Raw genomic sequence first — 16,583 nt, 5'->3', positions numbered from 1 at the left:
GCACTGACGGCCGCCAGGGGCAGCCCCGCTTCCTACAATCGGGGGCTATGAAGCCCGTCACTTACACCCGCGGCCAGGCCCTTGCCGGCATCCTCGAAAAGCGCATCGCCATCCTCGATGGCGCGATGGGCACGATGATCCAGCGCTTCAAGCTCACCGAGGAACAGTACCGCGGCGAGCGCTTCAAGGACTTCGAGCGCGACGTCAAGGGCAACAACGAGCTGCTCTCGCTGACGCGGCCCGACGTGATCCGCGACATCCACGAGGGCTACCTCGCGGCCGGCGCCGACCTGATCGAGACCAACACCTTCGGCGCGACCACCATCGCGCAGGAGGACTACAGGATGGCGCACCTCGCACGCGAGATGAACCTCGAATCGGCGAAGCTCGCGCGTGCGGCCTGCGACAAGTTCAGCACGCCGGACAAGCCGCGCTTCGTGGCCGGCGCCCTCGGCCCGACGCCCAAGACCGCGAGCATCAGCCCCGACGTGAACGACCCCGGCGCGCGCAACGTCGACTTCGAGCAATTGCGCGCGGCCTACTACGAACAGACCGAGGCACTGGTCGAGGGCGGCGCCGACGTGATCCTGGTCGAGACCATCTTCGACACGCTCAACGCCAAGGCCGCGCTGTTCGCGGTCGACGAGTATTTCGACAACAGCGGCCAGCGCCTGCCGCTGATCATCAGCGGCACCGTGACCGACGCCTCGGGCCGCATCCTGAGCGGCCAGACCGTCACCGCGTTCTGGCACAGCGTGCGCCATGCGCAGCCGCTGGCCATCGGGCTCAACTGCGCGCTCGGCGCGGCGCTGATGCGGCCCTACATCCAGGAACTGGCCAAGGTGGCGGGCGACACCTTCATCAGCTGCTATCCGAACGCGGGCCTGCCCAATCCGATGAGCGAGACCGGCTTCGACGAGACGCCCGACGTCACCTCGCGGCTGCTGCACGAGTTCGCGGCCGAAGGGCTGGTCAACATCGTGGGCGGCTGCTGCGGCACCACGCCGGACCATATCGCGGCCATCGGCAAAGCCGTGGCGCCGATGACAGGCCGGCTGTTGAACAACAACGGCTTCTACCGCGAAGCAGCCTGACCGGCGCCCGGCGCTGTCGCGCCCCCGGCTGATTGACGGCATCCGGGCCGCCGCCTAGGCTGGCGGCGCAAAGGAAGCCTCGTCATGAACAACAAACTCTCCATGCGCTGGATCGGCATCGGCGCCGTTGCGCTCGCCTTGCCGATGGCCGCCGCGGCGCAGCAGGCCTTCACGCGCGGCGCGGTCAACCTGCGGGCGGGGCCCTCGGGCGACTATCCGCTGGTGGCGCGGCTCGGCCCGGGCCAGCCGCTCGACGTGATCGGCTGTACCGGCGGCTACAGCTGGTGCGACGTGGTGCTGCCCGACGGTGGGCGCGGCTGGGTCTGGGCCCGGAGCCTGGACTACGCCTACCAGGAGCGGCGCGTGCCGCTGGCCAGCTATGCCGCGGTGATCGGCGTGCCCGTCGTCACCTTCGTGATCGGCAGCTACTGGGCCGACTACTACCGCGACCGGCCCTGGTACGGCGAGCGCCGCTGGTGGGGCGGCCGGCCGCCGCCGCCGCCGATGCCCGGCTGGCGTCCCCCGCCGCCGGTGCGGCCGGCCTGGCAGCCGAGGCCGTGGCCGGGCCCGGGGTTCAAGCCCGCGCCGGGGCCCGGCTTCCATCCGCAACCCGGACCGGGCTACCGCCCGCCACGGCCGGGGCCGGGCTATCGCCCGCCGGCCGACCCGGGCATCAAGCCGCCGCGGCCCCAGCCGGCCTTCCGGCCCGGACCGCCGCCCGGCCAGCCGCAGATGCATCCGGGCGGTGGCCGGCCCGGCGCCGGTGGCGGCGGCGGGCGCCCGCATGGCGGCGGTGAAGGCGGCGGCAGGGGTGGCGGCCACGGCCATGGTGGCGGTGGTGGTGGAAAGGGCGGTGGTCACGGCCACCGCGACTGATCAGCCCCGCGGATCGTCGGCGGCGGAAATGCCCGCCGCGGCCTGCCGGTCGCGCGCGATCAGCGCCACGAAGCGCTGAGCGCCGAGCCCCAGCGGCCGCTCGCGCGACCACACCACGTCGACCCACAGGTCGAGCCCGTTGCTGAGGTTCTCGAACGGAATCTCGACCAGCGCGCCGGCGGCCACGTGCGGCCTGGCGAAATTGCGCGGCAGCCAGCCCCAGCCAAGGCCGGCCGTGATCAGGCTCAGCGCGGCCAGCGCGTTGTCGGTGCGCCAGACGTGGCGCGCGAACACGAAGCGCGGGTCGCTGGTGGCGAGATCGCGCCCCGCCACCACGATCTGCCGGGTGTTCGTCAGGTGCTCCTCGCGCAGCCGCTCGCCGGCGGCCGCCAGCAGCAGCGGGTGGCCGGGCGCCATCACGGCCACCATGGTGTCGCTGCCGACTTCCTGGAACCCCTCGCGCCCGTCGAGGCTCGGGCGCTCGAACACCAGCGCCAGCTGCGCGCGGCCGCTGTGCAGCAGCGCCAGCGCATCGGCCTGCGGCGCGGCCAGCACCTCGACCTGAAGCAGCGGATATTCCTCGGCCAGCGCGGCCAGCGGCCCGCTCCAGGGCGCGGCCAGCAGTTCGGGCGCAATGGCCAGCGTGAGGCGGTTTTCCAGGCCCTGCGTGAGCGCCAGGGCCTGCACCTGAAGCTGCTTGAGCTGGGCCGCCAGGAGGCGCGCCTGCGGCTCCAGCGAGCGGGCGGCGGCGGTCGGCTGCGGCTCGCGGCCGCTGCGGTCGAACAGCGGCAGGGCCAGTTCGGCCTCGAGGTTGGCAATCGCCATGCTGACGGCCGAGGGCACCTTGCGCAGTGCGCGCGCCGCGGCCGAGAAGGAGCCGTGGTCGATCACGGCCAGGAAGACCTCGACGTTGTCGCTGGAGAAAGCCATCGGCTGATCTATCAATAAAACTGAAACAAGTTGACTTTTTATATCAGCAAACAGCAAATAAAGTCCAGCCATCGTTTTCATTTGCCAGGGGAAAAGCCATGCAGGGGTTTCAGCGCCGCGTCGTCTACATCAGCCTTTACGAAGGCATCGCCATCGTGGCCGCCAGTGCCGGGCTGGCGTTGATGACCGACGCCGGGCTCGGCCATTCGGGCGTGCTCGCGGTGGCCGCCTCGGTCATTGCCGTGATCTGGAACCTCGTTTTCAACGCCCTGTTCGAGCGCTGGGAGTCGCGCCAGGCGGTGCGCGGGCGCAGCGTGCGCCGGCGTGTGGCGCATGCCATCGGCTTCGAGGGCGGGCTGATCGCGGTGCTGGTGCCGCTGTTCGCCTGGGGCCTGGGCGTGACGCTGTGGCAGGCGCTGGTGATGGACCTGGGCCTGGTGGTGTTCTTCCTGGTCTATACCTTCGTCTTCAACTGGGGCTTCGACCGGGTGTTCGGGCTGCCGGCCTCGGCCGCGCCCGCCAAGGCCGGCTCGGCAGCGGCGGCCGGGCAGGGGGCCTGAACGCCCCTGGCGGCCGCGGCCCTTGTCGCAGCCGGTAAAATTGCGCTCCCTTCCAAGGAGCGTTGCAGCGGCGGCCCGCATCAAGAGGCCCGCCGTCAGGCTTGGAAGGCGCCCCGCCGGCCGGGGCGCAAGCCGCAACAAACGACGCTCACCTGACGTTTTTTCCTGCCCAGGTGAGCCCCCATGAGCGAAGAAGTTTCCACGCCCCGCGTCCCCCCGATGAAGCTGTCCGGCCTCGAGCCGGTGGCCATCGATGCCGGGTCGCTGTTCGTCAACATCGGCGAGCGCACCAACGTCACCGGCTCCAAGGCCTTCGCGCGGATGATCCTCAACGGCCAGTTCGAGGACGCCCTGGCCGTGGCGCGCCAGCAGGTGGAGAACGGCGCGCAGGTGATCGACATCAACATGGACGAGGCCATGCTCGACAGCAAGGCCGCCATGGTGCGCTTCCTGAACCTGATTGCCAGCGAGCCCGACATCGCGCGCGTGCCGGTGATGGTCGACAGCTCCAAGTGGGAGGTGATCGAGGCCGGCCTGCGCTGCATCCAGGGCAAGGGCATCGTCAACTCCATCTCCATGAAGGAGGGGGTCGACAAGTTCAAGCACGAGGCCAAGCTCGTGAGGCGCTACGGCGCCGCCGCGGTGGTGATGGCCTTCGATGAAAAAGGCCAGGCCGACACCTACCAGCGCAAGATCGAGATCTGCGAGCGCGCCTACCGCATCCTGGTCGACGAGGTGGGCTTTCCGCCCGAGGACATCATCTTCGACCCCAACATCTTCGCGATTGCCACCGGCATCGAGGAGCATGACAACTACGCGGTCGACTTCATCAATGCCGTGCGCTGGATCAAAGAGAACCTGCCAGGCGCCAAGGTGTCGGGCGGCGTGAGCAACGTGAGCTTCAGCTTCCGCGGCAACGACCCGGTGCGCGAAGCGATCCACACCGTGTTCCTGTACCACGCGATCCAGGCGGGCATGGACATGGGCATCGTCAACGCCGGCATGGTGGGCGTGTACGACGACCTGGAGCCCACGCTGCGCGAGCGCGTGGAAGACGTGGTGCTCAACCGCCGCCCCGACGCCGGCGAACGGCTCGTCGAAGTGGCCGAGACCGCCAAGAGCGGCGCCAAGGACGACAGCAAGAAGCTCGAATGGCGCGGCACGCCGGAGCACCCGGTGCACGTCAACCAGCGCCTCTCGCACGCGATGGTGCACGGCATCACCGACTTCATCGTCGAGGACACCGAGGAGGCCTACCAGCAGATCCTTGCCAAGGGCGGGCGGCCGCTGCACGTGATCGAGGGGCCGCTGATGGACGGCATGAACATCGTGGGCGACCTGTTCGGCCAGGGCAAGATGTTCCTGCCGCAGGTGGTGAAGTCGGCGCGCGTGATGAAGTCGGCCGTGGCCCACCTCATTCCCTACATCGAGGAAGAAAAGCGCCAGGACGAGGCCGCGGGCCGCGACGTGCGCACCAAGGGCAAGATCATCATCGCCACCGTGAAGGGCGACGTGCACGACATCGGCAAGAACATCGTCACCGTCGTGCTCCAGTGCAACAACTTCGAGGTGGTGAACATGGGCGTGATGGTCCCGTGCCACGAGATCCTCGCCAAGGCGAAGGTCGAGGGCGCGGACATCGTGGGCCTGTCGGGCCTCATCACGCCGAGCCTCGAAGAAATGCAGTACGTGGCCGGCGAGATGCAGAAGGACGACCACTTCCGCATCCGGAAGATTCCGCTTTTGATCGGCGGCGCCACCACCAGCCGCGTGCACACGGCAGTCAAGATCGCGCCGCATTACGAAGGCCCGGTGGTCTACGTGCCCGATGCTTCCCGCAGCGTGAGCGTGGCGCAGTCGCTGCTCTCCGACCAGGCCACCGCGTACATCGACGAGATCAACGCCGACTACGAGAAGGTGCGCACGCAGCACGCCAACAAGAAGCAGGTGCCGATGTGGCCGCTGGCCAAGGCGCGCGCCAACAAGACGCCGGTCGACTGGTCGGCCTACACGCCGCCGGTGCCCAAGTTCATCGGCCGGCGCCTGTTCAAGAACTTCGACCTGACCGAGCTCGCCAAGTACATCGACTGGGGCCCGTTCTTCCAGACCTGGGACCTCGCGGGTCCGTTCCCGGCCATCCTGAAGGACGAGATCGTCGGCACCGAGGCCGTGCGCGTGTATGCCGACGGCCAGCGCATGCTCAAGCGCCTGATCGAGGGCCGCTGGCTCAGCGCGAGCGGCGTGGTCGGCTTCTGGCCCGCCAACACGGTGAACGACGACGACATCGAGCTCTACACCGACGAGACGCGCAGCGAAGTCGCGCTCACCTGGTACGGCATGCGCCAGCAGACCGAGAAGCAGGTGATCGAGGGCGTGATGCGCCCGAGCCGCTGCCTGGCCGACTTCGTCGCGCCGAAGGACAGCGGGCTGAAAGACTACGTGGGCGTGTTCGCGGTGACGGCGGGCCTGGGCGTCGAGAAGAAGGAGAAGTACTTCATCGACGACCTCGACGACTACTCCGCCATCATGCTCAAGGCGCTGGCCGACCGCCTGGCCGAGGCCTTTGCCGAATCGCTGCACCACCGCGCGCGCACCGACCTCTGGGGCTATGCGCCCGACGAGGGCCTGAGCAACGAGGACATGATCGCCGAGAAATACCGCGGCATCCGCCCCGCGCCCGGCTACCCGGCCTGCCCCGACCACAGCGTGAAGCGCCCGATGTTCGACCTTCTGGGTTGCGCGGACATTGGCATGACGCTGACCGAAAGCCTCGCTATGATGCCCGCCGCCAGCGTGAGCGGCTTCTACCTGAGCCATCCCGAATCGACCTACTTCAACGTCGGCAAGATCGGGCACGACCAGTTGCAGGACCAGGCGGCGCGGCGCCGGACCAGCGAATCCGAACTCGAGCGCCTGCTGGCGCCGAACCTTTGAACCTGCCGGCCGGCGTGGCCGCCCGGCGCCGGGAGTTGTTATTCAGAAGCTGATGTTTGCCGCCGCGCACTATGCGGCACTGGCGGTCTTTGTCCTCGGCTGTTGGGGTTTCGGGCGCGCGCTGCTGGCGCGCCTTGCGCCGCCGCCGCCGCGCCGGGACGCGGGGCTCGAGGCGGCCATGGCGGCGGCCCTGGGCGTGGGCCTTTTCATCTGCGCCTTCCAGCTGCTCGCGATCTTCGGCGCATTCAAGCCGGGCGCCACCGTGGCACTGATCGCTGCCGGCGTGCTGGCGGCCGCACTGCAGCTGCGGCCCTGGTGGCGCGAAGCGCGGGCGCTGCACGTCGCTGGTGCCCCCGCCGCGCCATGGACCCGCGCCGAAAGGATCGCCGCCATCGCGCTGGCGCTGGTGGCGCTGCCCGCGCTGGTCGCGCCGCTCGCGCCGCCCGCCGCCTTCGACGAGCTGATGTACCACCTGCCCTATGCGCGGCAGGTGGCGCAGCAGGGCTCGCTGGGCATCCACGAGTGGCTGCGCTACCCCTGGTTCCCCTACAACTACAACCTGCTCTACGCGGCCGCGCTGCAGCTGGGCGACGACGTGCTGCCGCACTTCCTCAATGCGCTGGCCGGAGTGATTTCGGCGGTGATGGTCTACCGCCTCGGCATCCAGTATGCGAACCGGCTCACGGCCTGCATCGGCGCGGCCATCTGGATCGGCATCGGCGACTATTCGAACGCGCTGATCGACATGGGCGTGGCGCTCTTCGTGCTCAGTGCCTGCGTGGCGCTGTGGTGGTGGCGTGAATCAGAGCCGCTGCCGGGCGGCACGCGCTGGCTCGGGCTGGCGGCGTTCTGCCTGGGCGTGGCCGCGGGATCCAAGTACCAGGCGCTCACCTTCCTGCCGCTGGTGGCGCTGTTTGTGGTGTGGCACGAGCGCCGGCCCAAGGCCTGGGCGCTGGCGCTGCTCTGTTTCCTGGTTCCTTGCGTGTACTGGTACGCGCGCAACGCCATCATGACCGGCGATCCGTTCAACCCCATCGGCGCGCGCGTGTTCGGCTTCACCGACTGGATCCCGGCCGACTACGTGCAGCAGGTGGCCGACGTGCGCGACCATGCGGCGCGGCCCAACGCGCTGATCTGGGCCGTGTTCCTGGCGCCGTTCAGCCTGCTGTGGAAGCGCTCGGTGGCCCTGCGCGCCGCGGGCTGGTTCTGCTTCTATTCGGTGGCCGTGTGGCTCTTGACCTCGCGCTATCCGCGCTACCTCACGGCCTCGTTCCCGCTGCTCGCGCTGATGGCGGCCATCGGCTGGCAGGTGCTGTTCGGCGGGATCGCTGCGGGCGTGCGCCGCGTCTTCGGGGCCAAGGGCGGGCCGGTGGAGGCCGCGCCTGCCGCCGCCGCACCCGCCGGACGCCTGGCCCTTGCCGGCGACTGGATCGTCGTGCTGCTGCTGGCCGCGCTGGCCGCGGTGTCGCTGCGCCAGACCGCCGGCAAGGTGGCGATGATCTCGCCCACGCCCGGAACCCGCGAGGCCTTCCTGCGCCAGCATGTGCCGGGCTATGCCGCCATGGACTACCTGCGCCAGCATGCCGACGGCCGTGTCTACCAGATCGCGCTGAACGAGGCGATCTACTACGGGCCCAATCCGATCTGGGGCGATACGCTCGGCCCGTGGCGCTACCGCGATTTCCTGCTGCTGCTTCCGGGCGACATGGCGCGCAAGCTGGCCGCCAAGGGATTCACGGCCATCGTCATGCCGACGTCGATGGTGCCCACGCTGGCCACGCGGCCCGGCTTCGACGAACATTTCGCCCTGCTGTACGAAAAAGACGGTGGCCGGGTCTACCGCATTCTCTCGACCGCACCATGACCGACGACAACCCCTGCGCCGCCGCCCGCGCCCCGATCCGCATCGCGGCGGTGATCCCCTGCTACAACGAGGCGCTGTCGATCGCGCAGGTGGTCGCGCAGTTCCGCGCGGCGCTGCCCGAGGCCGAGATCCACGTCTTCGACAACAACTCGACCGACGACACGGCCGCCATCGCGCGCGCGAGCGGCGCCACGGTCACGCACGTGGCCGCGCCCGGCAAGGGCAACGTCGTGCGCCGCATGTTCGCCGACGTCGAGGCCGACGTGTACGTGACGGTCGACGGCGACGCCACCTACGACGTGGCCAGCGCACCGCGGCTGGTGGATGCGCTGGTGGAGCGCAACCTCGACATGGTGGTGGGCTGCCGCGTCGACGATGGGCAGAACGCGCTCACCTACCGCGCCGGCCACCGCTTCGGCAACCGGCTGCTCACGGGCGCCGTGGCGCAGCTCTTCGGCGGCGGCCTGACCGACATGCTCTCGGGCTACCGCGTGTTCTCGCGCCGCTACGCCAAGTCGTTCCCGGCGCTCTCGCAGGGCTTCGAGATCGAGACCGAGCTCACGGTGCACGCGCTCGAGCTGCGCATGCCCCATGCCGAGTTCGACACCGCCTACAGCACGCGGCCCGAAGGCTCGCACAGCAAGCTCTCGACCTACCGCGACGGCTGGCGCATCCTGAAGACCATCTGCAAGCTGTTCATCAGCGAGCGGCCGCTGCAGTTCTTCTCGATCCTTGCGGCAGTGCTCGCGGCGGGCGCGATCGCGCTGGCCATTCCGCTGCTGCTCACCTACCTGCACACCGGCCTGGTGCCCCGGCTCCCCACGGCGGTGCTGGCGACCGGCGCCATGCTGGCCGCCATGCTGTCGATGGTGTGCGGCGTCGTGATGCACGCGATCCGGCTCGCCCGCCGCGAAGCCAAGCGGCTGCGCTACCTCGCGATACCCGGCGTCGGGCAGTTCCGCCGCAAGCCATGAAGGCCGGCCGCGAGTTCCTGGCGTTTGCGGTGGTCGGGGTCATCGGGCTGGTGGTCGACGTGGCCGTGCTGTACCTTGCGGCGCCGCTTTTGGGTTGGTACGGCGCGCGCGTGCTGTCCTTCCTGGCGGCCGCCACCACCACCTGGGCGCTGAACCGGCGCTACACCTTCGCGGCGCGGCGCGCCCTGGGCGCGGCAACGCCGATCGTGCGCGAGTACCTCGGCTATCTCGCCACCATGCTGGGCGGCGCGGTCGTCAACTACGGCGCCTATGTGCTGGTGCTGCACTGGCTCGAAGGCCCGTGGGTGCCCGCACTCGGCGTTGCGGCCGGCAGCTGCGCGGGAATGGCGGTCAACTTCCTGGCCGCGCGGCACCTCGTCTTCAAGCCGCGGCGCAGCCCCTGAGCCGAAGGCGCCTCAGTGCGCCGCCGGCAGCACCACCGGGATCTCGGTCGCCGGCGGCGTGTTGCGGCTGCGGCCGCAGCGCACGATGCCGTCGATCATCACCATGCCCACGCCCGGGATGTCGCCGAGCTGCACGCTCTCGAGCAGGCCCGGCGCGGGCGAGTGCTGCGCGCGGTCCATGAAGACGAAGTCGGCGTCGCGGCCCACTTCGACCAGCCCGCAGTTGAGCTTGCGGATCTTCGCCGTGTTGCCGGTGGCAAAGCAGAACACCAGCTCGGCCGGGATGTTTGCAATCGACGACAGCATGGCCACCATGCGCAGGATGCCCAGCGGCTGCACGCCCGAGCCCGCGGGCCCGTCGGTGCCGAGGATCACGCGGTGCGGGCACTTGAGCTCGAGCGCGGCCTTGGCCGCGGCAATGGCCACCTTCTCGTTGCCGTTGTGCACGATCTCGATCGCGCGCGAGCTCTTCTCGCACAGCTCGCACACATGCGCCTCGGGCAGCGAGGTGTGGCCGCCGTTGATGTGGCCGATGATGTCGGCGTCGGCCTCCAGCACCACGTCCTTGTCGATCAGGCCCGAGCCCGGGATCGACGGGCCGCCCGTGTGGATCGTGCTCTGGATGCCGTACTTGCGCGCCCAGGCCACCATCTCCTTGGCCTCGTAGCCGGCCTTCACCGAGCCCAGGCCCACTTCGCCGAGCAGGCCCACGCCGGCCTCGGCCAGTTCCTTGAAGTCGCTCTCGACCATGCCCTTCTCGATCACCGGCGCGCCGGCCAGCACCTTCACGCCGCCGGGGCGGAAGTTGTCGAAGGCGCGCTGCGCGGTGATGGCCAGCGCCTTCAGGCCCACGATGTCCTTGGGCCGGCCGGGCAGGTGCACCTCGCCGGCCGAGATCATGGTGGTGACGCCGCCGTGCATGGTGGAGTCGATCCAGCCGATCTGCCCCTGGCGCGGCGTCCAGTCGCCGAACACCGGGTGCACGTGGCTGTCGATCAGGCCGGGCGCGACGCAGGTCTTCTTCGCGTCGATGACGGTCTGCGCGCCTTCGAGGTCGCAGTCCTTCTCCTTGCCGACCGCCACGATCAGGCCGTCGTTCACCACGATGGTGTCGGCGTCCAGGATGGGCTTGTCGATGTCGCCCGAGAGCAGCAGCCCTATGTTCTTGATGACGACCTTGCCCGACTTTGCGCCGGCTGCGATTTCTGCCATTTGGTCAAGCCTCCCGCCGGGCCGCCCCAAGGGAGGCTTGCGCCCCCTTGGGGGGCCGCGAACGAACGTGAGCGATGGGGGTCATTTTTTCCTCGTCGTGGGGTGGGGAGTTGTTCTCTTGTTCCTGGATGTCGTCTGCACGCACCGTGCGCAGCACGGTCTCGATCACGAAGTCTTCCCAGTGCGTGATCGCCTCGGGCGACTCCAGCGGCTCGCCGAGGAAGGCCGTGAGCGTATGCCGGTTCGAGGTGTAGAAGTAGCCGGTGGACGCGATCAGCAGGTAGATGTCGCGCGCGTTCAGGTCGCGGCGAAACAGGCCCTGGGCCGCGCCGCTGGCCAGGATCTCGGCAATGATCGCCACCGCCCGCGACGAGTATTCGCGCGCCCGCAGCGACTTCGAGATGTGCCGGCCCTTGTGCAGGTTCTCGGTGTTCAGGAGCGTCACGAACTCGGGGTTCCTGCGGTAGTAGCCGAGCACGAAGCGGATCACTTCGGTGAGCGCCTCCACGGGCCGCGAGGCGTCCAGCGCAATGGCGGCCTCGGCGTCGTCCATGCGCTTGTAGATGCCTTCGAGCACCGCGATGAACAGGCCCTCCTTGCTGCCGAAGTAGTAGTAGATCATGCGGTCGTACGACTTGGCGGCCTTGGAGATCTTCTCCACGCTGCCGCCGTCGTAGCCGTACTTCGCGAACACCTTGGTCGCCGACTTCAGGATGCTGTCGCGCGTGGCCTGCGCCGCGGCCTCGCGCACGCCGGTGCGGCGCTGGGGCTTGGCGGCGGTGCGGCTGTCGGCCATCGTGCGCGGTGCCGGGCTTATTTTTCGGCGAAGGCGCGTTCGACCACGAAATCGCCCGGCGTCGAGGTGTTGCCTTCCTTGAACCCGCGCTTCTCCAGGATGTGCTTCAGGTCCACCAGGAGGCCCGGGCTGCCGCACAGCATCACGCGGTCTTCCACCGGGTTGATCGGCGGCAGGCCGAGGTCGTCGGTGAGCTTGTTGGTCTCGATGAGGTCGGTGATGCGGCCCTGGTTGCGGAATTCCTCGCGCGTGACCGTCGGGTAGTAGAGCAGCTGCTTCTCGACCATCTCGCCCAGGAACTCATGCTTGGGCAGGTGGTCGGTCACGAGGTCGTGGTAGGCCAGCTCGTCGACCTGGCGCACGCCGTGCACCAGGATGACCTGCTCGAACTTCTCATACGTGTCCGGGTCGCGGATGATGCTCATGAATGGTGCGAGGCCCGTGCCCGTGCCGAACAGGTACAGGCGCTTGCCGGGCAGCGTGTAGTCGATCAGCAGCGTGCCGGTGGGCTTGCGGCCCACGATGATGGTGTCGCCGACCTGGATGTGCTGCAGCTTCGAGGTGAGCGGGCCTTCTTCCACCTTGATGCTCAGGAACTCGAGATGCTCCTCGTAGTTGGGGCTCACGATGCTGTAGGCGCGCAGCAGGGGCTTGTTGTTGACCTTCAGGCCGATCATCGTGAAATGGCCGTTCGAGAAGCGCAGCGCCGGGTCGCGCGTGGTGGTGAAGGTGAACAGGCGGTCGGTCCAGTGGTGGACGCTCAGGACGCGTTCTTCGCTGAAAGCACTCATACGGAACTCAAGAGTTGGTTGGAACAGTGGAAGGTGGCTCGGCCGGAGTGCACGCCCATGGGGCATGCAGCCGCCGGCCGGCTGCGAACCCTCCATTGTCGTTGGTCGGAAAAACCCCGATGAACACCGCGAGAAAACACCATTGCAAGCATCGGGCCTGTTTGCTACATTGACCTCGAATGTAGTGAACGCAACATGAAAGTGTAGGGAATGCTACACAAACGGAAGGCGGTGCACAAGCGGGCAGGCGGCACGTTTGTTGCAACCCTCCGCTGACCGAGTTTCCCCGTGCCCGACCCGCATCACGCCCCACGAGATCGCCCCGATGACAGAACACACCAAGACAGACGGACTGCCCGGCATGGACATGCCGGTGGCCTTCGAAACCGGCGCCGGCGCCTTCGGCAAGGCACCGCCGCGCAACGAGAAGATGAGCAGCGCCAAGGTCGAATGCAACGCCTGCCCGGTGCTGTGCCAGATCTCCGAAGGCCGCACCGGCGCCTGCGACCGCTATGCGAACAAGGAGGGCGTGCTGGTACGCGTCGACCCGGTGCTGCTGCTGCGCCGCGAGATCGCGGGCGAGGCCCCGGTGCTGGTGCCCTTCGACCGGCCCGCCGCCGAGAAGGCCGAGGGTAGCGTGCCCGACTGGAACGGCGACCTGCTGCATGCCGACGAAGTCTTCGTGACCGGCGTGGGCTCGTCCACCACCTATCCCGACTACAAGCCGGCCCCGTTCATCGTCGCTTCCAAGGCCCAGGGCGTCGACATGGTCACCGTCGTCACCGAAGGCATCTTCAGCTACTGCAGCTTCAAGGTGAAGATCGACACCGACCGCTTCCTGGGCTCCGAGCAGGCCAACGTGCGCTACCGCGGCGAGGTGGTCGGCCATGTCACCACGGCCGAATACGGCTCGCAGATGCTCTCGCTGGGCGGCGTGCACCACCTCACCGGCGGCAGCAAGAAGGAAGGCCGCATGACGGCCGAGCTGATGCAGCTGCTGGGCAACAAGAAGGCCGTCGAGTGCACCATCGACGGCGGCTCCACGCTCGTCATCCAGGCCGGAAAAGCACCCATCGTCAATGGCGTGGAAGAGCAGCGCATGCGCGTGGGCTGCGGCTCGGCGGCCGTGGGCATCTTCGCGCGCCAGTTCGCGGGCGTGGCCGACGAGGTGGTGGTGGTGGACGACCACATCACCGGCGTGCTCACGGAGCACCAGGCCGGGCGCTGCCTCGACATGGCGCCTTCGGGCATCCAGATGCTGGGGCGCAAGTCCACGCCCGGGCGCTACTTCCAGGTGGCGAACCCGGGCAACGGCTGGGGCGGCACCGACATCGCCGATCCGCTCTCGATCATCGAGGGCTGGGAAGAGGGCCTGGCGCGGCCGGGCCTGCGCCTCCTGATGACCTCGACCACCGGCGAGCATGCCCAGTGGTACGTGCTCGACGAGGCGCTGAAGCCCGTCGAGCAGCCCATGCCGCCCGAGGTGCGCCGCATCGTCGAGCGCATCGGCGAGAACTGCGAACCATCGCTGTGCACCGTGCTGTTCCTCGGTGGTGCGGGCGGGTCCCTGCGCGCCGGCGTCACCGAAAACCCGGTGCTGCTCACGCGCGCCATCAAGCGTGCGCTCGTCAACGTGACCTGCGGCGGCGCGCCGGCCTATGTGTGGCCCGGCGGCGGCATCACCGTGATGGCCGACGTCATGCGCATGCCCGACAACAGCTTTGGCACCGTGCCCACGCCGGCCATCGTGGCGCCCATCGAGTTCAGCATGCGGCGCGACGACTACGAGGCGCTCGGCGGCCACATGGAACACATCTTCCCGCTCGAGCAGGCGCTCGCGCGCGGCGCCTGGCAGGAAGACGGCGCGCCGCTGGCGCGGCAATGGGTCGTCATCGACGAGGCCAATCCGTGGCCGCTCGGCCACCCACCCATGCTGGGTTGAACCATGGCCGCCCAACGCGCCGCGCTCGACAAGAACCGCTGGCACTTCAACCACGGCCCGATCGACATCGTGGCCGAGGCGCACGGCGATCCCTACGCCGTTGCGGCCGCGCACGACGCGGCCTGGGCGCGCTTCGGCCATGTGCTGGACGAGCTGGTGCGCGAGCTGCCGCTGCTGCGCCTGCCGGTGACCGACAGCATGCGGCCGCGCGGCGTGGTCGGTGCGCGCATGTGGGATGCCTGCGCGGCGTTCTCGCCGATGTTCATCACGCCGATGGCGGCGGTGGCCGGCTCGGTGGCGCAGGAGCTGATCGCGTTCTACGACCGCCCGGGCATCGAGCGCGCCTGGATCAACAACGGCGGCGACATCGCGCTGCACCTTGCGCCGGGCCAGTCGGCGCGCGTGGGTGTCTATGCCGATCTCGCACGCTTCGACTGGCAGGACAGCGGCATTCTCGCCACCGACGGCCAGTTCGAAATCAGCGCCGCACAGCCGGTGCGCGGCGTGGCCACCAGCGGCTGGCGCGGGCGCAGCTTCTCGCTGGGCATTGCCGACAGCGTGACGGTCCTGGCCGCCACCGCGGCCGGGGCCGACGCAGCCGCCACCGTGATTGCCAACGCCGTCGACGTGGACGATGCCGCCATCCGCCGGCGCCCCGCCAGCGAATGCAAGGACGATAGCGACCTGGGCGAGATGCTCGTCACGGTCGACGTGCCGCCGCTTTCGCCTGCGCAGGTGAAGAGCGCGCTCGACACCGGCGCCGTGTGCGCCAAGGTGCTGCAAAAAGAAGGGCTCGCCTGGGCCGCTCTGCTCGTTTGCCAGGGGCAGTGGCGACTTGTCGAACCCTTATGCTCGAAGTCGCTGGCCAGCGCGCCGGCCGATGCAGTTGGTTCAGTATTTGCTTAACGAAAAGCAAGGTTCCTTTCCATGATCGATATACGCCGCGTCTTCACCCATGTCGAGCACATCCACCACGAGTTCGGACCGCGCGCCGCAACGCCGCTGGTGCGCGGTGCCATCGGCGCGGTGCTGGCCAATCCCTTCGCGGGCCGCTACGAGCCCGACATCCTGCCGATGATGGCGCTGCTCGACCCGGTGGGCGTCGACATGGCGCACAGGCTGCACGCCGCCATGGACGTGCCGCTCGAGCAGATCGCCACCTACGGCAAGGGTGCCATCGTCGGCGCCGCCGGCGAGCTCGAGCACGGCGCGCTCTGGCATGTGCCCGGTGGCTACGCCATGCGCGAGCTGCTCGGCTGGAAGGGCGACCGCGCAGCCTACACCGCGGGCAAGGCGGAAGAGAAGACCGGCCAGCCCGGCAATGCGCTGTCCATCGTGCCCTCGACCAAGAAGGTCGGCCCGCCCGGCGCCGCGCTCGACGTGCCGCTCACCAACATCAACGCCAGCTACGTGCGCGGCCAGTTCGACGCCATCGAGGTGCGCGTGCCCGGCGCGCCGGCGGCCGACGAGATCGTCTTCATCCTCGCGATGAGCACCGGCTACCGCGTGCATGCACGCGTGGGCGGCCTGCTCGCCAAGGACATCAGCAAATGGGACGGCCTGCGCTGACCTGATGAACAAGAGACACGAAGAAGGAACACAAGACATGACCGCCAACATCCGCAAGCTCGTCGTCCAGGTGGACGAAACCCGCAAGGAAATGGGTCGCGATATTTCGCCGCCCACGCGCCGCGCCGTCGCCATCGCGGTGATCGACAACCCCTACGCGGGCCGCTTCAGCGAGAACCTCGACGAGCTGATCGCCATCGGCGAAGAGCTTGGCGCGCTCCTGGGGCAGAAGGCCGTGAAGGCGCTGGGCATCGAGCCCGGCCAGGCGCAGAGCTACGGCAAGGCCGCCATCGTCGGCGAAAACGGCGAGCTCGAGCATGCCGCCGCCATCCTGCATCCCAAGCTCGGCGCGCCGCTGCGCGTGGCGGTCGAAAAAGGCGCGGCGCTGGTGCCTTCGGCCAAGAAGCGCGGCACGCTGGGCACCGCGATCGACGTGCCGCTCGGCCACAAGGATGCGGCCTTCGTGCGCAGCCACTTCGACGCCGTCGAGGCGCGCGTGTCCGACGCGCCGCGCGCCAACGAGATCGTGGTGGCCGTGGCCGTCACCGACAGCGGCCGTCCGCTGCCGCGCATCGGCGGGCTGCAGGCCAGCGAGATCAAGGGCGAGGACGGGCTGCGCTGAATCCATCCATCGCCG

General features: G+C 68.9%; 15 protein-coding genes and 1 riboswitch. Of the genes, 11 read left to right on the top strand and 4 right to left on the bottom strand.

Features of this window, described 5'->3' with window-relative positions:
- Positions 1 to 47 precede the first annotated feature (47 nt).
- Complete coding sequence (locus VPA02S_RS11450) at positions 48 to 1,094, top strand: homocysteine S-methyltransferase family protein (protein WP_062363833.1); 1,047 nt, start codon at positions 48 to 50, stop codon at positions 1,092 to 1,094.
- Positions 1,095 to 1,178: 84 nt separating this feature from the next.
- The gene (locus VPA02S_RS11445) at positions 1,179 to 1,970 is read left to right on the top strand and encodes an SH3 domain-containing protein (protein ID WP_062363831.1); all 792 of its coding nucleotides are present in this window, start codon (positions 1,179 to 1,181) and stop codon (positions 1,968 to 1,970) included.
- On the opposite strand, the gene VPA02S_RS11440 is transcribed toward VPA02S_RS11445, so the two are convergent.
- Positions 1,971 to 2,900, bottom strand: coding sequence for a LysR family transcriptional regulator (locus VPA02S_RS11440; protein ID WP_062363829.1), 930 nt, complete (start codon positions 2,898 to 2,900; stop codon positions 1,971 to 1,973).
- A 98-nt stretch (positions 2,901 to 2,998) separates the two neighbouring features.
- Between VPA02S_RS11440 and VPA02S_RS11435 the strand changes: the two genes are divergently transcribed.
- The 5 genes from VPA02S_RS11435 to VPA02S_RS11415 all read left to right on the top strand — a co-directional run bounded on the left by VPA02S_RS11435 (position 2,999) and on the right by VPA02S_RS11415 (position 9,636).
- Positions 2,999 to 3,460 carry a PACE efflux transporter gene (locus VPA02S_RS11435; RefSeq protein ID WP_062363828.1) on the top strand — a complete coding sequence of 154 codons (462 nt, stop codon included), beginning with the start codon at positions 2,999 to 3,001 and terminating at the stop codon, positions 3,458 to 3,460.
- Positions 3,461 to 3,508: 48 nt separating this feature from the next.
- Positions 3,509 to 3,617: riboswitch (S-adenosyl-L-homocysteine riboswitch) on the top strand.
- A gap of 62 nt (positions 3,618 to 3,679) precedes the next feature.
- Complete coding sequence (metH, locus tag VPA02S_RS11430; RefSeq protein WP_155736576.1) at positions 3,680 to 6,394, top strand: methionine synthase; 2,715 nt, start codon at positions 3,680 to 3,682, stop codon at positions 6,392 to 6,394.
- Between the two features lie 52 nt (positions 6,395 to 6,446).
- Positions 6,447 to 8,258 carry an ArnT family glycosyltransferase gene (locus VPA02S_RS11425; protein ID WP_062363825.1) on the top strand — a complete coding sequence of 604 codons (1,812 nt, stop codon included), beginning with the start codon at positions 6,447 to 6,449 and terminating at the stop codon, positions 8,256 to 8,258.
- Positions 8,255 to 9,232, top strand: coding sequence for a glycosyltransferase family 2 protein (locus tag VPA02S_RS11420; RefSeq protein WP_062363823.1), 978 nt, complete (start codon positions 8,255 to 8,257; stop codon positions 9,230 to 9,232). Before VPA02S_RS11425 ends, VPA02S_RS11420 begins: the two co-directional genes overlap by 4 nt.
- On the top strand, positions 9,229 to 9,636 hold the full coding sequence (locus VPA02S_RS11415) for a GtrA family protein (protein WP_012745339.1): 408 nt from the start codon (positions 9,229 to 9,231) through the stop codon (positions 9,634 to 9,636). The genes VPA02S_RS11420 and VPA02S_RS11415 overlap by 4 nt, the downstream gene beginning before the upstream one ends.
- A 12-nt stretch (positions 9,637 to 9,648) precedes the next feature.
- Here the strand turns inward: VPA02S_RS11415 and VPA02S_RS11410 are convergent, their stop codons facing one another.
- From VPA02S_RS11410 to VPA02S_RS11400, 3 genes are read right to left on the bottom strand one after another with little or no spacing between them, the layout of a single operon-like run.
- Positions 9,649 to 10,848, bottom strand: a complete 1,200-nt coding sequence (locus tag VPA02S_RS11410) for an amidohydrolase family protein (RefSeq protein ID WP_028256314.1) — start codon at positions 10,846 to 10,848, stop codon at positions 9,649 to 9,651.
- A gap of 4 nt (positions 10,849 to 10,852) precedes the next feature.
- A complete protein-coding gene (locus VPA02S_RS11405; RefSeq protein WP_062363821.1) occupies positions 10,853 to 11,644 on the bottom strand; it encodes a TetR/AcrR family transcriptional regulator in 792 nt (263 codons plus the stop codon).
- Positions 11,645 to 11,661: 17 nt separating this feature from the next.
- Positions 11,662 to 12,435 carry a ferredoxin--NADP reductase gene (locus VPA02S_RS11400; RefSeq protein WP_028256313.1) on the bottom strand — a complete coding sequence of 258 codons (774 nt, stop codon included), beginning with the start codon at positions 12,433 to 12,435 and terminating at the stop codon, positions 11,662 to 11,664.
- A 325-nt stretch (positions 12,436 to 12,760) separates the two neighbouring features.
- Between VPA02S_RS11400 and VPA02S_RS11395 the strand changes: the two genes are divergently transcribed.
- The 4 genes from VPA02S_RS11395 to VPA02S_RS11380 are packed head-to-tail and all read left to right on the top strand — an operon-like array spanning position 12,761 to position 16,568.
- Positions 12,761 to 14,377, top strand: a complete 1,617-nt coding sequence (locus VPA02S_RS11395) for a hypothetical protein (protein ID WP_018906632.1) — start codon at positions 12,761 to 12,763, stop codon at positions 14,375 to 14,377.
- 3 nt (positions 14,378 to 14,380) lie between these two features.
- Positions 14,381 to 15,283, top strand: coding sequence for a UPF0280 family protein (locus tag VPA02S_RS11390; RefSeq protein ID WP_018906631.1), 903 nt, complete (start codon positions 14,381 to 14,383; stop codon positions 15,281 to 15,283).
- A gap of 21 nt (positions 15,284 to 15,304) precedes the next feature.
- Complete coding sequence (locus VPA02S_RS11385) at positions 15,305 to 15,946, top strand: amino acid synthesis family protein (RefSeq protein ID WP_012745345.1); 642 nt, start codon at positions 15,305 to 15,307, stop codon at positions 15,944 to 15,946.
- A 37-nt stretch (positions 15,947 to 15,983) separates the two neighbouring features.
- Positions 15,984 to 16,568, top strand: a complete 585-nt coding sequence (locus VPA02S_RS11380) for an amino acid synthesis family protein (RefSeq protein WP_012745346.1) — start codon at positions 15,984 to 15,986, stop codon at positions 16,566 to 16,568.
- The last annotated feature ends 15 nt before the right edge of the window (positions 16,569 to 16,583 follow it).

It is taken from the genome of Variovorax paradoxus NBRC 15149 (assembly GCF_001591365.1).
In the GTDB taxonomy this organism is placed as follows: Bacteria; Pseudomonadota; Gammaproteobacteria; order Burkholderiales; family Burkholderiaceae_C; genus Variovorax; species Variovorax paradoxus.
This window is presented reverse-complemented; position numbering and strand designations above follow the sequence as displayed.

Coding starts and splice junctions, on each gene's coding strand:
- VPA02S_RS11425 (WP_062363825.1), top strand. CDS start 6,447: ATGTTTGCCGCCGCGCACTATGCGGCACTGGCGGTCTTTGTCCTCGGC.
- VPA02S_RS11445 (WP_062363831.1), top strand. CDS start 1,179: ATGAACAACAAACTCTCCATGCGCTGGATCGGCATCGGCGCCGTTGCG.
- VPA02S_RS11405 (WP_062363821.1), bottom strand. CDS start 11,644: ATGGCCGACAGCCGCACCGCCGCCAAGCCCCAGCGCCGCACCGGCGTG.
- VPA02S_RS11450 (WP_062363833.1), top strand. CDS start 48: ATGAAGCCCGTCACTTACACCCGCGGCCAGGCCCTTGCCGGCATCCTC.
- VPA02S_RS11385 (WP_012745345.1), top strand. CDS start 15,305: ATGATCGATATACGCCGCGTCTTCACCCATGTCGAGCACATCCACCAC.
- metH (WP_155736576.1), top strand. CDS start 3,680: ATGAAGCTGTCCGGCCTCGAGCCGGTGGCCATCGATGCCGGGTCGCTG.
- VPA02S_RS11380 (WP_012745346.1), top strand. CDS start 15,984: ATGACCGCCAACATCCGCAAGCTCGTCGTCCAGGTGGACGAAACCCGC.
- VPA02S_RS11415 (WP_012745339.1), top strand. CDS start 9,229: ATGAAGGCCGGCCGCGAGTTCCTGGCGTTTGCGGTGGTCGGGGTCATC.
- VPA02S_RS11440 (WP_062363829.1), bottom strand. CDS start 2,900: ATGGCTTTCTCCAGCGACAACGTCGAGGTCTTCCTGGCCGTGATCGAC.
- VPA02S_RS11390 (WP_018906631.1), top strand. CDS start 14,381: ATGGCCGCCCAACGCGCCGCGCTCGACAAGAACCGCTGGCACTTCAAC.
- VPA02S_RS11420 (WP_062363823.1), top strand. CDS start 8,255: ATGACCGACGACAACCCCTGCGCCGCCGCCCGCGCCCCGATCCGCATC.
- VPA02S_RS11435 (WP_062363828.1), top strand. CDS start 2,999: ATGCAGGGGTTTCAGCGCCGCGTCGTCTACATCAGCCTTTACGAAGGC.
- VPA02S_RS11400 (WP_028256313.1), bottom strand. CDS start 12,435: ATGAGTGCTTTCAGCGAAGAACGCGTCCTGAGCGTCCACCACTGGACC.
- VPA02S_RS11410 (WP_028256314.1), bottom strand. CDS start 10,848: ATGGCAGAAATCGCAGCCGGCGCAAAGTCGGGCAAGGTCGTCATCAAG.
- VPA02S_RS11395 (WP_018906632.1), top strand. CDS start 12,761: ATGACAGAACACACCAAGACAGACGGACTGCCCGGCATGGACATGCCG.